Origin of the sequence: Ruegeria discodermiae, assembly GCF_030758345.1 — a bacterium.
In the GTDB taxonomy this organism is placed as follows: Bacteria; Pseudomonadota; Alphaproteobacteria; order Rhodobacterales; family Rhodobacteraceae; genus Ruegeria_C.
The window spans coordinates 20,913-35,888 of sequence record NZ_JAVAMO010000023.1; the positions used below are offsets into that span (position 1 = coordinate 20,913).

17 protein-coding genes are annotated in these 14,976 nt (G+C 55.5%); 10 read left to right on the forward strand and 7 right to left on the reverse strand.

What is annotated here, in order from left to right; translation table 11 throughout:
- The first annotated feature begins 1 nt into the window (after window position 1).
- The 9 genes from Q5Y75_RS25890 to Q5Y75_RS25930 are packed head-to-tail and all read left to right on the forward strand — an operon-like array spanning window position 2 to window position 6,177.
- Window positions 2–790, forward strand: coding sequence for an SDR family NAD(P)-dependent oxidoreductase (locus Q5Y75_RS25890; RefSeq protein ID WP_306202998.1), 789 nt, complete (start codon window positions 2–4; stop codon window positions 788–790).
- A 22-nt stretch (window positions 791–812) separates the two neighbouring features.
- The gene (locus Q5Y75_RS25895) at window positions 813–1,307 is read left to right on the forward strand and encodes a lactoylglutathione lyase family protein (protein WP_010437254.1); all 495 of its coding nucleotides are present in this window, start codon (window positions 813–815) and stop codon (window positions 1,305–1,307) included.
- On the forward strand, window positions 1,300–2,331 hold the full coding sequence (locus Q5Y75_RS25900; RefSeq protein WP_010437255.1) for a C-terminal binding protein: 1,032 nt from the start codon (window positions 1,300–1,302) through the stop codon (window positions 2,329–2,331). The genes Q5Y75_RS25895 and Q5Y75_RS25900 overlap by 8 nt, the downstream gene beginning before the upstream one ends.
- 12 nt (window positions 2,332–2,343) lie before the next feature.
- Window positions 2,344–3,033 (forward strand): RraA family protein, encoded by a 690-nt coding sequence (locus tag Q5Y75_RS25905; protein WP_306203002.1) that lies wholly within the window; start codon window positions 2,344–2,346, stop codon window positions 3,031–3,033.
- Entirely contained in the window at window positions 3,014–3,934 is a 921-nt protein-coding gene (locus Q5Y75_RS25910) for a 2-dehydro-3-deoxygalactonokinase (RefSeq protein ID WP_306203004.1), read from the forward strand. Before Q5Y75_RS25905 ends, Q5Y75_RS25910 begins: the two co-directional genes overlap by 20 nt.
- A complete protein-coding gene (locus tag Q5Y75_RS25915; RefSeq protein ID WP_306203006.1) occupies window positions 3,931–4,557 on the forward strand; it encodes a 2-dehydro-3-deoxy-6-phosphogalactonate aldolase in 627 nt (208 codons plus the stop codon). Before Q5Y75_RS25910 ends, Q5Y75_RS25915 begins: the two co-directional genes overlap by 4 nt.
- A complete protein-coding gene (locus Q5Y75_RS25920; protein WP_306203009.1) occupies window positions 4,554–5,255 on the forward strand; it encodes an SDR family NAD(P)-dependent oxidoreductase in 702 nt (233 codons plus the stop codon). Before Q5Y75_RS25915 ends, Q5Y75_RS25920 begins: the two co-directional genes overlap by 4 nt.
- A gap of 9 nt (window positions 5,256–5,264) precedes the next feature.
- Window positions 5,265–5,783: a 2,4'-dihydroxyacetophenone dioxygenase family protein gene (locus Q5Y75_RS25925; protein ID WP_306203011.1), complete on the forward strand. Its 519-nt coding sequence runs from the start codon at window positions 5,265–5,267 to the stop codon at window positions 5,781–5,783.
- On the forward strand, window positions 5,764–6,177 hold the full coding sequence (locus Q5Y75_RS25930) for a methylglyoxal synthase (RefSeq protein ID WP_306203013.1): 414 nt from the start codon (window positions 5,764–5,766) through the stop codon (window positions 6,175–6,177). Before Q5Y75_RS25925 ends, Q5Y75_RS25930 begins: the two co-directional genes overlap by 20 nt.
- A gap of 24 nt (window positions 6,178–6,201) precedes the next feature.
- Here the strand turns inward: Q5Y75_RS25930 and Q5Y75_RS25935 are convergent, their stop codons facing one another.
- The 4 genes from Q5Y75_RS25935 to Q5Y75_RS25950 form a co-directional block, all read right to left on the reverse strand.
- Window positions 6,202–7,347: an alpha-hydroxy acid oxidase gene (locus Q5Y75_RS25935; RefSeq protein WP_306203015.1), complete on the reverse strand. Its 1,146-nt coding sequence runs from the start codon at window positions 7,345–7,347 to the stop codon at window positions 6,202–6,204.
- A gap of 45 nt (window positions 7,348–7,392) precedes the next feature.
- Window positions 7,393–8,676 carry a TRAP transporter large permease gene (locus Q5Y75_RS25940; RefSeq protein WP_306203017.1) on the reverse strand — a complete coding sequence of 428 codons (1,284 nt, stop codon included), beginning with the start codon at window positions 8,674–8,676 and terminating at the stop codon, window positions 7,393–7,395.
- Window positions 8,677–8,686: 10 nt separating this feature from the next.
- Window positions 8,687–9,172 carry a TRAP transporter small permease gene (locus Q5Y75_RS25945; protein WP_170357713.1) on the reverse strand — a complete coding sequence of 162 codons (486 nt, stop codon included), beginning with the start codon at window positions 9,170–9,172 and terminating at the stop codon, window positions 8,687–8,689.
- A gap of 78 nt (window positions 9,173–9,250) precedes the next feature.
- On the reverse strand, window positions 9,251–10,249 hold the full coding sequence (locus tag Q5Y75_RS25950; protein ID WP_306203022.1) for a TRAP transporter substrate-binding protein: 999 nt from the start codon (window positions 10,247–10,249) through the stop codon (window positions 9,251–9,253).
- Between the two features lie 114 nt (window positions 10,250–10,363).
- On the opposite strand from Q5Y75_RS25950, the gene Q5Y75_RS25955 reads away from it, so the two are divergent.
- Window positions 10,364–11,035, forward strand: a complete 672-nt coding sequence (locus tag Q5Y75_RS25955) for a GntR family transcriptional regulator (RefSeq protein WP_306203024.1) — start codon at window positions 10,364–10,366, stop codon at window positions 11,033–11,035.
- A 612-nt stretch (window positions 11,036–11,647) separates the two neighbouring features.
- Here Q5Y75_RS25955 and Q5Y75_RS25960 read toward each other — a convergent pair.
- From Q5Y75_RS25960 to Q5Y75_RS25970, 3 genes are all read right to left on the reverse strand, one after another.
- Window positions 11,648–13,183 carry a tripartite tricarboxylate transporter permease gene (locus Q5Y75_RS25960; RefSeq protein ID WP_306203026.1) on the reverse strand — a complete coding sequence of 512 codons (1,536 nt, stop codon included), beginning with the start codon at window positions 13,181–13,183 and terminating at the stop codon, window positions 11,648–11,650.
- A 33-nt stretch (window positions 13,184–13,216) separates the two neighbouring features.
- Entirely contained in the window at window positions 13,217–13,744 is a 528-nt protein-coding gene (locus tag Q5Y75_RS25965; RefSeq protein ID WP_306203029.1) for a tripartite tricarboxylate transporter TctB family protein, read from the reverse strand.
- Window positions 13,745–13,813: 69 nt separating this feature from the next.
- Window positions 13,814–14,776 (reverse strand): Bug family tripartite tricarboxylate transporter substrate binding protein, encoded by a 963-nt coding sequence (locus Q5Y75_RS25970; RefSeq protein ID WP_306203031.1) that lies wholly within the window; start codon window positions 14,774–14,776, stop codon window positions 13,814–13,816.
- Window positions 14,777–14,976: the final 200 nt, after the last annotated feature.

Here is a 14,976-nt window from a genome sequence, read left to right on the forward strand (position 1 = left end):
GATGGATTTGTGGCTCAAAAATAAGCTGGTCCTGGTGACTGGCTCAGGTTCCGGCATCGGCAAAGCCACTGCCCGGGTCTACCTGGAAGAAGGTGCGCGGGTCATCGTGCATGGCCTGACCGAGGCGGAAGTGTCCGACTGCGTCGAAGACCTGTCATCTCTGGGCGAGGTTGAAGGTATTGCGGCCGACCTAACCAAGACGTCTGATGCGGAAACTCTGGCGGGTTTCGCGCAAGCGCGCGGTACAGTTGATGTGCTGGTCAACAATGTCGGCATCTTTTCGGTCAAACCGTTTGAGGATCTGACCGATGACGACTGGATGCATTACTTCAACATCAACGTCCTGTCCGCCGTTCGGATGAGCCGGATTTTCCTGCCCGAGATGCTACGCCGGGGGGAAGGGTCCATCATCAACATGGCCAGCGAAGCGGCAGTGAAACCACTACCTCAGATGGTGCATTATTCTGTCACTAAAACTGCCATGTTAGGTCTGACACGTGGCATGGCAGAATTGACAAAGGGGACAAAAGTCCGGGTTAACTCGATCCTGCCTGGTCCAACCTGGACCGAAGGTGTCGAAGCCTATTTTGACGGCCTCGCCGATCAAAAGGGTGAGCCGCTCGACACGATAGTCGACAATTACTTCAAATCAGATGAGCCCACATCGCTCATACAACGCTTTGTCCAACCAGACGAAGTCGCCCGCATGATCGTCACGATCTCTGCAAGCACAGCCTCCAATGGTTCTGCGCATCGGATCGAAGGCGGCATCGTTCGCAATATTCTTTAACTGCTAACTGGAGGAGTCCTACATGGCCGCTCTCACTTTCTCTCACATCGGCATCACAGTTCCCGACCTGGAAAAAGCCGTGGAGTTCTATTCCAAGGCGTTCGGCCTGTATGTGCTGATGGAACCAACTGAAATCCTGCATGACGAAAGCGCCATCGGTCAGATGTGCGACGATGTATTTGGGGAAGGTTGGGGAAGCTTCCGCATCGCGCATTTGTCGATGGGCGACGGTGTTGGCATCGAATTGTTTGAGTTCCCGAAGACCGTCGAAGAAGAACGCCCGTTTGAATATTGGCGGCGTGGCTTGTTTCATTTCTGCGTACAGGACGAGGATCTGGAAGGCCGCGTCAAGGTTATCGAAGACCTGGGCGGGCGCCAGCGCATGAGCCAAGTGCGCAAGTATTACCCAGGTGAAAAGCCCTATCGCATGGTCTATATGGAAGACCCTTTTGGCAACATTTTCGAGCTCTACAGCCACTCGTACGAATTGACCTATTCGGCGGGTGCTTATGACTGATCGCGCCGCCTTTCCCCCCAGAACGGACAAACCCAAGGTCGTGATCACCGATTACGACTTTGGTGATGTTGCCGTTGAGACGGAAATCCTGGAAGCCGCAGGAGCCGAGGTGATTGCGCTTCAGGCCAAGCGTCAGGAAGACCTGTTCGATGTCGCGCCGCATTGCGCAGCGATGATGAACCAATATGCCCGGATCGGGAAAGAAACGATCACGCGGATGCGAAACTGCGAGGTCATCGCGCGCTATGGCGTAGGCGTGGATATCGTGGATGTCGGCACGGCGACGGAAAAAGGTATCCTCGTCACCAATGTGCAAAACTATTGCACCGAGGAGGTCGCCGATCATGCGATTGCCCTTTGGCTGACCCTGGCGCGCAAGTTGCCTGACTATGATCGGGCCACTCATGCAGGGATCTGGAAATGGCAAAGCGGGCAGCCGGTCTACCGTTTGCGCGGGCGGACGATGGGTGTCGTCTCGCTGGGTAAAATCGGGCAAGCCATCGTGGCGCGGGCGCAATCTTTCGGAGTTACGGTCATCGCCTACGACCCGTATTTGCCAAGAGAAGTCGCGGCAAAGATTGGGGTCGAGCTGGTGAGCAAGCCCGAATTGCTGGCAAGGTCCGACTATATCCTGATGCAGGCACCGATGACGCCGAACACGCATCACTTTTTGTCGGATGCCGAATTCTCGGTCATGAAACCCGGTGCGATACTCGTGAACACCGGACGCGGACCAACGGTCGACAACAAAGCCCTATTCCGGGCGCTGACCGAAGGCCATCTGGCCGCTGCAGGGCTCGACGACCCCGAAGAAGAGCCGGCCAAGCGCGCCAACTGGACGCCTGATGACAACCCGTTGTTCACATTGCCCAACGTCCTCGTAACGCCACATGCGGCCTACTATTCCGAGGAATCCATACACGCAGCGCGGGTCACTGCGGCCACTCAGGTGGCCAAGGTCCTGACAGGACAAAACCCCGACTACACAGTCAATGCCGACGCGTTGGCCGTATCTACCGCATAACAGGAGACAAGAATGCCAGACGTCAGCACGGACCTCAGGGTTTTCAATGATTTTGAAAGAAACCCAGAACTTCTCAAAAAATTCGACAAGGTGTTGGAGGCGTACTCTGCTGCTGCCATTTTTGCGGATGTGCAGTACCGAACAGGCGTGATGGACAGCGCCATCAAGCCCGCTTTCCGCGCCAAGGTAACAGGCCCGGCCGTGACGGTTCAGCTTTCAAAAGGCGATCTGGTCGACCCATTGAGAGCGCTTGAAATGGGACAACCCGGGGACGTGATCGTCGTGGACGCGGGTGGTGATCGTCAAACTTCAGTCTGCGGCGGTTTAATGGGTGGTCTGGCCAAGAACCGTGGCATTCGCGGTATGATCGTAGATGGCACTGGGCGTGACACAGATGAGTTGGAAGACATCAACTGGCCAATCTGGACACGCGCGATCACGCCGCGCGGAACGCACACGATGTTCTCGGAACGTAAAGAAGAACTCTCGATCAATGTGCCAATCGCCTGTGGGGGCGTCGTCGTAAACCCCGGAGATTTCATTGTAGCTGATCTTATGGGCGTCGTCGTGGTTCCACAGGAAATTGCCGAAGAAACCGTGCGCCTTGCTCAAGAGCAAGCTGACCGTGAGGAGGAAACCCGTGAATGGGTAGCCCAAGGCAAAACTGTTGAGGATCTGCTGAATGAATTCGGTCGCATCTGAGCCAGCGCTGATCGGCGTAGATTGGGGCACTTCATCGTTCCGTGCATTTCTAATTGGTGCGGAGGGCGAGGTGATCGATGGGGTCTCGTCGCCCGAAGGTATCATGCAGGTTGCGGGGCAAACCTTTGACGCGGTCCTTGATCGCCTTATCGGCCCTTGGGTCGCCAAGGCTGACCTGCCGATCCTGGCTTCTGGCATGATCACCAGCCGCAATGGTTGGGTAGAAACGCAGTATGCCGAAATGCCGCTGAGTGCCGCCGGCCTTGCGCGAGCGCTGGTCCCCCACGAAGCGGCCAACGGAGCGCGTATTCATTTTGTGACCGGTGCTTCGACAGAACATGCCGGAGGACCCGACGTAATGCGTGGCGAGGAGACCCAGATCATTGGGGCATCTTCGCTAGGCTTGTGCGAAGGTATGTTCGTGATGCCGGGAACGCACAGCAAATGGGTTCAGGTTGCGGATGGGAAGATCGTGGATTTCTCGACCTACATGACAGGTGAGATCTTTTCGGCGCTGAAAGAACACACAATCCTTGGCACCTTGATGAAGGAGGACGCCTTCAGCGAAGACGCGTTCGTGATGGGCGTCAAGGCAGGCCTCAGTGGTGAGTCGAACCTGCTCCACAGCCTGTTTCATGTTCGCACGCTTCCTCTCATGGGCAAAATCCCAAAGGTCGCGACGGCCGATTACTTGTCGGGCTTGTTGATCGGGACCGAGGTTGCTGCTGCGACCGGCAAAGTAAAAGACGTCGGCAGGATCACTGTTGTTGGACGAAGCGACTTGTCCGACCGATACAAAATAGCGCTCCGAACTGCTGGTTTCGACAGCCGTCGCGCGCCAGATGATATCGTTGCAAAAGGGCATTTTCTGATTGCTCGCGCTGCGGGGTTGGTTGGATGATTGACCTCACCGCAGCTCTTGCTGAAAACCCGCTGATAGCGATTTTGCGGGGGCTGGCACCAGAAAATGCGCGCCCGGTGTCTGATGTACTCTTCGATACCGGGTTTCGGATAATCGAAGTGCCGCTCAACTCACCAGACCCGCTGGAATCGATTACGCAGATCGCTGCGAAACATGGCGCTCAAGCCATAGTCGGCGCTGGCACAGTGTTGACTACGGATCAGGTCGCGTCGGTTGCAGATGCAGGCGGGCGGATCATCGTGTCGCCCAATATGAACCCGGACGTCGGGCGCGCGGCTGTCGCGCGGGATCTGTATTGGTGTCCAGGTGTCGTGACCCCATCCGAGGCCTATACGGCGTTGGATATTGGAGCATCGGTCCTGAAATTCTTTCCGGCGGAAATGGTGCCACCCGCTGCCATCGCTGCAATGCGCGCCGTATTGCCTGCAGACGCAGTCGTCGCTGCGGTAGGCGGCATAACGCCGGATACGATGGCGTCGTATCATGCCGCGGGTGCAGATGGATATGGGCTGGGTTCCGCGCTGTTCAAACCGAACTATACATTGGATGATATCGGTAGGCGCGCGCGCGCCTTCACCAGTGTATTGGAGGAACTTGGATGAAACAGGCCCTTGTTACGGGCGGTACGCGGGGAATCGGTGCTGGTGTTGCACGGTCTTTGGCAGGCGCAGGTTGGTCCGTCATCGCTGCGTCCGCCTCCCAATCTGAATTGGATGCATTCGAGCCTCAGGACGGGATCAAGGTGCAAATCCTGGATGTCACCGACCAGACATCCATCAATGATGTCTTCGGCGAACTCACGGGTCTCAATGCCTTGGTGAACTGCGCAGGTATTCTTCTACGTGGCGAAGAATATGACATCGGCGTCTTCGCCAAGGTGCTCGATGTGAATCTGACAGGCACCATGCGCTGCTGTCTTGCCGCGCATCCATTGTTGGCTGAAGCTAGTGGGGCCATCGTCAACACCGCCTCTATGCTCAGTACCTTTGGTGGGCCTTTGGTTCCGGCGTATTCCGCTTCTAAGGGCGGCGTGGCACAGTTGACCAAGGCGCTCGCAGGTCGCTGGGCCGAAGACGGTATCCGGGTCAATGCCATCGCGCCGGGTTGGATTGAGACAGAGATGACCCAGGGCCTTCGGGAAGACCCTGAACGAACAGCGGGGATCATGGCGCGTACGCCAATGAAGCGCTGGGGGAAACCCGAAGAAGTCGGTGCGCTTGTGCAATGGCTTTTGAGTGAAAACGCCAGTTTTGTGACCGGATCGATCTATCCGGTCGATGGCGGCTATCTCGCTATGTGAGGAAAATCTATGAATGACGATGACACCGCCCGAGTGCCATATCAATTGCCATTCCCCAAGGATGCGCAAGACGAGATCGTGATCCCGAATGCCATGAGTGAGGACGACAGACTGTGGGTTCCGCAGGCAGAGAACGTCTGGTTCCGACCGCTCTGCCTGAACCGCTCGCAAGGTTATTGGATGAACCTTCTCAAAGTGCGCAAAGCTGGTGTTCTTTCGCGGCACCGCCATCCACAGCCAGTCCACGGTTTTGTCCTGAAAGGGCGCTGGCATTATCTGGAACATGATTGGGTTGCGGAAGAAGGGGGATATGTCTTTGAGCCGCCGGGTGAGACTCATACTTTGGTCGTTCCCGACGATGTCGAAGAGATGGTCACCTATTTCCAGGTCAATGGCGTGATGTGCTATGTTGATCCGTGGGGCAAGGTCACTGGCTACGAAGATGTCTTTACCAAGATTGATCTGTGCCGAAAACATTTCGGGGAAGTCGGTCTTGGAGAAGATTACGTTGAACAATTCATCAGGTGATGCACCGCGTTTCGCGCTTGTGGCCCATGATGCGCGAAAGGACGAAATCGTTGAATGGGTGGGTCTGCAATTGGCCCGCCTGTCCAAAGTACAAATCTTTTCGACAGGGACCACCGGTAGTCGCATTATGCAAGCCTATCCACAACTGGATGTGACCTGCCTGAAAAGCGGACCACTCGGGGGAGACCAACAGATCGGCGCTATGATCTGTGAAGAGAAACTGGATGCACTGATTTTCTTCGTCGATCCCCTGTCGCCCATGCCACATGACGTCGACGTTAAGGCTCTGACCCGTCTCGCAACGGTATATGATCTGCCAATGGCATGTTCGCGCTCAACCGCGGATCTGATCGTCAAGGGGCTGATTGACGAGGATGACAACGCGTCTGCGTGATACGCCACGCGCCGCAAGCACCGATCAGCCAGTTCTCAGAAGGTGCTCTGCCAGACTGCCGAGGTTTTCGCTGCCAAGCTGGCTCATGTTGGCCTCAATGTCAGCTTTCAGGATGTGAACGAGATGGTCGATCCCTCGTGCTCCGAACGCTGCAACAGCATATTGAAAGGCGCGCCCGACCATAACGAAATCTGCACCTTTCGCCAGGGCACGCATGATGTCCAATCCCCAGGCAACGCCAGAGTCGTAGATCAGTGGCACATCTATTCCGACCGCCTCGCGGATGTTCGGGAGTTGGTCAATCACGGCAGGCCCGGCTTCGAATTGACGCCCGGAGTGGTTTGAGACCCAGATGCAATCCACGCCTTCGGCCACCATATTTTGCGCGTCCTCCGGCCGCAGGACACCCTTGACGATCAGGTGACCCTCCCATTCCCGCCGTAGTTTGCGCAGGTAGTCCCAATCTGGAATTCCACGGATCAGAGCGCCTGCATGAGTAAAGCTTTCTCGCCCACGCGCGGGGACGTAATCGTCAAAGAACCGCATACGTGGCATGATGCCCTCGCGCAGATGCGCAAGACACCAAGCCGGTCGTGATGCCATTTCAGTCAGCGTGCGCAGGTCAGCTTTTGGAGGCACCGTCAGATTGGCGCGGCGCTGTCGTTCGCGTCGGCTCTCTTCTGGAACGTCCACCGTGATAATCAGCGTATGAAATCCCGCTGCCTTAATCCTCGGCAGCATCGCGCGGCGCAGATCGCCGGAGTTCACCGGGTAATGCTGAAACCATCCGTTTTTGCCAATGTAAGGTGCCACATCTTCCGGTGAAGCAACCGCCACGCTCGACAGCGAAAACGGAATGTTGTGAGCAACCGCTGCCTTTGCAAGCATCCGCTCTGCTCCTGCCCACATTAAGCCGGACATGCCTACCGGTGCTATCCCGAATGGCAGTTCGTAAGTTTTACCCATCAATGTAGTCTGCAGGTCAGCCTTTGTTCGACCGCATAGTACACGCGGCATGAATCCGATGGCATCAAGTGCGTCCCGGTTGACCTTCAACCCCAGCTCCCGGCCAGTCGCGCTGTCGAGGTATTCGAAGGCAAACTTCGGAATGCGCTTCTGTGCGGTTTTCCGAAGGTCTTCTATCGACGGGTGGGATAGGTCCAGATCCATCCGGGTCCTCTGCTCGTTGTCTAACGTTTGAAGCTCCTCAGTCGGTCACCAAAGGGATGGCAAGGCCAAGGAAATTGCGGGCACATAGGTGATGAACATCAACAAGATCAGCATGCCGACAAAGAATGGCAGGATCGCCCGGCTCAGGCTTTCGATGGAAACCTTCGAAATGCTGCTGGCCACGAACAGGTTTACTCCCAAAGGTGGTGTGCAAAACCCAATGGCCAGGTTGACCGTCAAGATGACACCAAAAACAATCGGATCGACACCCAACGCGGTTGCAACCGGCAGCAGGATCGGCGTCATGATGATGATCGACGAAATCGTCTCCATGAACATTCCGATCACCAACAACAGCAGATTGATCAGCAACAGGATGATGATTGGGTTGTCGGACAGGCTGGTGATCGTTGTTGCGAGCTCTGTCGGGATTCTTGCGAGCGTGATCAACCTGCCAAAGGCGGTCGCCATGATCACCAATACCAGAATGGTCCCGCTGGTCTTTGCACTGCCCGCCAAAACCTCTGGCAGGTTCTTGAGGGTGATGTCGCCATAGACGAATATGCCGATGAAAGCGGCATAGACTACGGCCACGGCACCGGCTTCGGTTGGGGTGAAGATACCGCTGTAGATGCCCCCAAGGATAATTACCGGCACCAATAGCGCCCAGATGGAAGACCGGAAGCTCTGCCAGACGCCCGGGCCTGAGAACGTAGTCGTCGATTGCTGAACAACCTCGTCCTTTCGCAGCAGAACACGAGCGACCAACATGAACATGAGGGCAAAAAGGATGCCAGGAACTACACCTGCGAGAAACAGTTTGCCGATCGAAACCTCGGCAGTAACACCATATATGATGAATGGAATACTTGGCGGTATCATTACACCGATCATTCCTGATGATGCCGTCAATGCGCCGCTGAATTTGCGTGTATAGCCGACCTTTTCCATCTCAGGGATCATGTTCGACCCGATGGCGGCTACGGTCGCAGGAGACGAACCGGATATGGCGGCAAAGAACACGCAGGCGAGTACGTTTACATAAGCAAGCCCACCCCGGATATGACCGATCAGCGCATTGGCGAACCCAACCAGTCGACGAGACATTCCGCCGTGCTGCATCAGGTCGCCTGCCAATATGAACAGAGGGACGGCAATTAGAGGAAAGGAGTCCGCGCCTGTTACCACCGACCGTGCCAGAAGAACCATAGGTGGCGCGCCATCCACAAAGACCATCACGATCATAGTAGCTAGGCCCAAACAGATGCCAATTGGCACACTGAAGAGCAACAGGGCAAAGAGCGTCAAGAAAAGCGTTGTTGCAAGCATGCCGGGTTCCTCACGCTTTGGTTCCTGCGATCAGGCGCAGGGTTCGGATCAGATGTTGAGTGACGCGGATCGCGGACAGGCCCGCGCCAATCGGCGCCGAAGCATAAAGGATCGGAATCGGTAGCCCCAAAACGACCGAAGTCTGGCTGGCGACAAAAGGCTGTCGGATAAGCTTGATGCATTCAATTGTCAGAACGATCAGAAATCCAAGGACAAGAAGCGCGATCACAACATCTGCGTAAAGCCTTGCGCGCTCGCTTAGGACATCACGCAGGACCGTGATACGCACATGATCGCCTGTGTGGAACGCATAGCTGACGCCAAGCCAGACAAACCATACAAACAACCAAAGCGTTAGCTCTTCGCCCCATGAAAGAGAGGCATTCAGAATGTAGCGCATGAACACATTGCCAAAGATCAACAAGACAATCGCAGCCAGAAGTGCGCTGGCTAAGACCTTTTCGGCATTCATATCGATCCATTTGATAACCGACACCGTTCACCTCCCCTTGAACGAAAGGGGCACCCGAACCCTCATGGCACGGGTGCCCGTATTGGCTGAGTAGTCCGAGGATCAGCTTCCGCTCGCTGCGGAAACCGCTGCCACCCAGTCGTCATAGGCTTCGGCGCCAACCTCGTCGCGATACTGCAGACGGACGCTTTCGGTTTTGTCGGCAAAGGCCTGTCGCTGCTCTGCAGTCAGTTCCAGAACCTCGACACCGGCAGCACGGATCTGTTCCAACTGTTCCGCATCTTCGTTTGCGACCAGTTCCGCCTGATAGTCACGTGCGGCGGCCATCGAGTCCCGGACCAGTTGCTGATGCTCTGCGGACAGCGAGTCAAAGAACGGTTTGGAGATGACCGGCATATAGACCGCAAAGACATGGCCCGTGGTCGAAAGGTATTTCTGCACCTCGTAGAAACGCTGTGAGGTAATGATCGCCAGTGGGTTTTCCTGACCGTCGATCACGCCTTGCTGGAGAGCAGAATAGACCTCACCAAAGTTCATTGGCGTCGGGTTGGCCCCGAGCGTTTCGAATGTCGCCACATGCGCCGGAACCTTCATGGTGCGCAGCTTGACACCCTCGAGATCTGCGGGGGTTGCAACCGGACGGACATTGTTGGTCACATTGCGTACACCCAATTCAAGCCAGCCAAGACCGACCAATCCCTGGTTTTCGACCCGTGCAAGCATGTCATCACCAGCATCACCATCAAGAACATCAAAGGCGATGTCCTTGGAGGAATACATGTAAGGCAGTTCAATTACTGCAAAAGCCGGGTCCCAGCCCGCGAAGAAAGAAGAAGGAGGAATGGCCATTTCGAGTACGCCGGTTTGAACACCTTCGATCATCTCGCGATCAGGACCCATCTGCGACGAGGGGAATATCTGTACGTCGATCTCACCATTCGAGCCAGCTTCGACCAGTTCTTCAAATTTCAGTAGCGCGCGATGCATATGAAACGCTTCTGCTGCGCCATGCCCAACCTTAATGACTGTTTCAGCGGATGCTGCAAAAGCAAGCCCGGCTGACATGACGACGCCAAGCGCCAGTGTTGACTTCTTGAACAAGGTATCCTCCCACGGATTTAGTTTTCGATCTGTTATCTGAGATATCAGATATAATATAGAAATCAAGCGTACATGTGCTATTGTGTTAGAAAGACGAAATAGGACGAAGTGAAGATGACTGAGATTTTGCAGATTAAGCGACCGGAATCGTTGAGTAAAACTGCTGAAGAGCACATCCGAAAAGGCATTATCAATGGCACGTTTCAATTGGGTGAATCGTTGCCGGAGGTGAAGCTGTCAAATGCCATGGGCATCAGCAAAACTCCGATTCGCGAAGCGCTATCGGCTTTGAACCTTCAGGGGCTCGTTCAGATATTTCCTCATCGAGGAGCCTTCGTATTCTCTCTTTCTCAAGAGGACGTGGTGCAGCTTTGCCAGTATCGGCTCATCCTAGAATCTGCAGCTTTGGAGCAGGCGCTTGAGAAGAACCCCACTGCTCTGATCAATGAACTGGCTGCGATTGTTTCGAAGATGTCAGAAGCGCAGGAAGCAGATGAATTCGAACACTACTTGGAACTTGACGCCGAGTTTCACGACGCGTTTTTCAGGTCCTGCGGAAACAGTTACCTGCGGGATGGATATCAAAAAGTCAGTGATATCGTCCAAACTATGCGGACGCACCTGTCCAAGCGTTCCGATCGAACGACGAAATCTTTCGAGGAACATCAAGCGATCACATCGCTATTGGGCGAGGGTAAGGCAAAAGCAGCAACGAACACTCTCAAACGTCAAATCACTCGCGGTGAGCGTTCTTATTCTGATTTGGTTGGTGTCAATCAAAGATAGGAGGCTCAGTTACAGAAGTAGCACTGAAGACTAGTGGCAGCATTTTGACCATTCTGATTTGCTGGAAAGCCTTTGAGTCGCAAATGGCAAAGTTTGCGCGCTTCAGAAAGCCAAGTTTACATAAAATCAATTGCTTAGATGTCGCCGAATGGCAAAACTATGTGTCGCCCGACAACCCTTGTTGGACGTCAGACGAGTTTGACCTTTGCGTCATGAACTGACCCAACACCCCCTTGTCATACACCCGCAGACTGTCTCGTTTGATCTGACTTCCCTTCGGGAAATCAGGGCTGATTTGCAGATCAGACGGCGAAGCCGCCTGTTCCTGCTGATCTGCCACGTTGCGAACGCGGGAGGGGGCGAGGCAATGCTATTCGACAGGGTGGTGCGGCCCGCAGGCGCAGCCGAGGACACGGCGCTGTCTAATAGGGTTGCCCGAGGGGGAGGGCAGCGCCCTCACCCTGACGGCCAGGGGCGTTTGGCTTGTCCAAATCCCACTGGCCAACAAAGAGGTCGATGACCGCTAGCCCCACCACAACTAGTAAGTACGGCCCTAAGCGGACTTTGACTCTGTCTATTGGTGCTGCAGCGCAGCTCCCAAAGAGCAGACATTCACACCTTTCGCGTCGAGTTTGCTTTGTAGGACTTCGCTTTCCTAGACAAAGAGATCGCAAGAGGAACCACAACAACGGTGAGCAAGATCAATGAAAGCACAAGTGAGACGGGGCGGACCCAGAACAGGTTCATCGTGCCTTGAGAGATTATGTAGGTCTGAAGGAACGTTTCTTCCGCCATTGAGCCGAGCACGAGGGCGAGCACGGTTGCCGCAGGCGAATACCCGTATTTCTTCATAGCAAAGCCGATCAGCCCACTAATGACCAGGATCCACGTTTCCACGATGCTCGCATTGATCGCATAGGCACCGATAACACACAGAAGAACGATGACTGGCACGACATTGACATACGGCACGTCAAGGAACTTCACGAAGAGTGGAATGGCGAAGATGCTGAGGGCGATCAGAATCATGTTGCCGAGATACATGCTGGCGATCAGGCCCCAGACAAATTCGGGATCGTTGACGATGAGAAGCGGCCCAGGCTGCAGCCCCCACATCAGGAAGGCGCCGAGAAGCACTGCAGTTGCGCCAGAGCCTGGGATGCCAAGAGACAGCAAAGGCACCATGGCACCGGCTGACGCCGCATTGTTCGCCGCTTCGGGGGCGACCAGGCCGCGCATCTCGCCTTTGCCGAAGTTCTCGGGGTCTTTTGCGATCTTTTTCTCGACCGAATAGCCGATGATCGAACCGAGTGTCGCGCCGGAGCCTGGTAAGACACCGGCAATGAATCCGATGGCCGATCCGCGCCAGAATGTGAAACGGGACTCGTGATAGTCCTGTCGCGTTGGCCAGAACTCTTTGTCCCGGAAACTAATGCGCAATCGCTTCGCGGGCTGTCGATGCTGTCCGTTCAGAATGCAGTGCAGCAGTTCGCCGATGCCGAACAGACCGATGGCCACCGCGACGAAATACACGCCGCCGATCAACTCTGGAGAGCCGAACGTATAGCGCTGCTGGCCGCTCATTACGTCCACGCCAACGGTGCCGATGGCAAAGCCGATCAGTGCAGAAATGAACCCTTTGAACTTGTTGTCGCCCATCATGGTCGTCAGCATCAGCAAGCCGACGGCGATAATCAGGAAGTACTCGGACGGCCCAAAAGATGCCGCGAAGTTGGCAAGCGAGGGGGCAAGCGCCGTGATCAAAATGACGCCAATTGTGCCACCAAAGAAGGACGCAATCGCTTGCATGACAAGTGCCGGACCCGCTCTGCCCTTCTGGGCCAGCGGATAACCATCGAGCGTCGAGGCGACTGTCGCGGATTCACCAGGCGTGTTGATCAGGATCGAGGTGATCGTCCCGCCATACATCGAGCCGTAATAGATGCCCGCCAGCATGATGATGGCGATTGTCGGCGTCAGGCCGAAGGTCATTGGAATGAGGACCGCGATACCCGCCGCCGGACCAAAGCCAGGGAAGAGACCGACGATCATACCAACAAAGGCGCCAATGACGAGGAAGAGAAGTCCTTCAGGCGAGGCCGCGACGCTGAGGCCAAGAGACAGATTGGAGACGATATCGGCTAGCATGGGTGATTGACTCGTTGGACAAAGGGCATGGCATCAGAAGCCCAGAGGGCCGGTGGGGAGCGAGGCGTTCAGAAGAACCTTAAACAGGAGGTAGAGCCCACCGGGCAGGGCGAGGCTGTAGAGCACGTTGCTGACCGGATGCGGTCGATTGAACGTGAAGAGGAAGATCAGCATGAAGATCAGCATGGCGGGCAGCGCGCCAACCAATTTCAGGATGGCGACAAAGCCGCAGAGGTAAGCGAATGTGATGGCCACATCGCGCCCGTATTCCGGCCCGCCATCAAGCGCATCGGTGTGGATGCCCATGGCTTCAGCCGTGCCTTCGGCGACGGGATCTGTCTGATGTGTATGAGACACCCCGGCCTGTTCTTCAGCGCGCCGTTCGCGGATGTCGTTCCAGAGATTGATGGTGCAGGTGACGATCAGCATCACACCGATCAGAAGCGGGAAGAAACCGGCCGCCGGACGGCCCGAAGATGTGTAGAGCGACAGGGTCGACAGCCCGTAGGCAGTGTACCCGATCGCCAACAGCAACAAGGCTGCGGCGAACCACTTTTTCATGGTTTCCTCCCATATTTACGATGACTGTCACGGACACATCCTGTGTCCGCAACAGCTTAACGTGTCTGCTTAGTTGATCGCGCCGATGTCTTTAAGCACTGCTTCGTATTTGGTGCTGGTGTCGGCCAAATAGGCACCAAATTCCTCACCCCAGATCGGGTTGCCGGACATGCCGTTGGTGACCAGGTACTCCTGCCATTCCGGAGTTCCGACCACCTTTTGCAGGGTCGCGACCCACCAGTCCTGAACAGCCGGATCCAGTTCGGGGGGCAAGACCACGCCGCGCGGCAGCGAGAAGCTGAAGTCGTATCCTAGTTCTTGGAACGTCGGAATGTCCGGATGGTTGGTGCTGCGCGCGGAATCCGAGAAGGCCAGTGCCTTGAAGGTACCCGCTTCCATCTGACCGGCCACTTCGGACGGATTGGCGACAACCGCGTCCACACTGCCCGAGGTCAGCGCGGTGACGAGTTCGCCGCCGGAACCGATGGGCACATATTCGTACTCAATGCCTGCGGCCTGAGCAAAGAGGCTGGCCGTCACGCGCTCTGGACCGGCCGACCCACTGCCCGCAATTGTAACCCGCCCTGCTTTGGCGGCCTCGACGAATTCATCAATGGAACCAAAGTCGGAGTCTGTGCGCACTACCAGGAACATGGCGTCACTTGCCAGCAGCCCAATGGGCGTAAAATCCGCATAGGTCCAGTCTGTATCCGAGACGAGTGGCGTCCCGATGAAATTGCCGCTGGTCGAAGTGGCGGCATAGGGATCGCCGGCCTTGTTCTTCACGAAACTGAAGCCAACCGCTCCGCTGCCACCTTCGCGGTTCTCGACGACGATATTGCCAGGGTAAAGTTCATACTTCTTTAGAATGTCGACAACGGTGCGGGACATGCGGTCATTACCGCCGCCGGGACCGAAGGCGATCGTATAGTTCAGACGTTCGCTGGGATAGCTTTCGGCAAGTGCCGGGGCTGCGCCTAGTGAGAGCGCGGCCACAGCGGCCAGCGTGGTGAATGCCCTGCGATTGATCATGGTTTCCTCCCTGCGATCATTTTGCATTTTTATGACATTATGTGCAATACGTCTCAAATCTGCATCTTGTCAAGTAAAAATGCAATCTTGTTGATCTGGATGGCAATACCTCATCATTACAACATTGCACAAAACCATGGATTATACTTGTTAATGTGGATCGAGAGCTTTCTTGTCAGTTTCAATATTGCTTTTTGCAT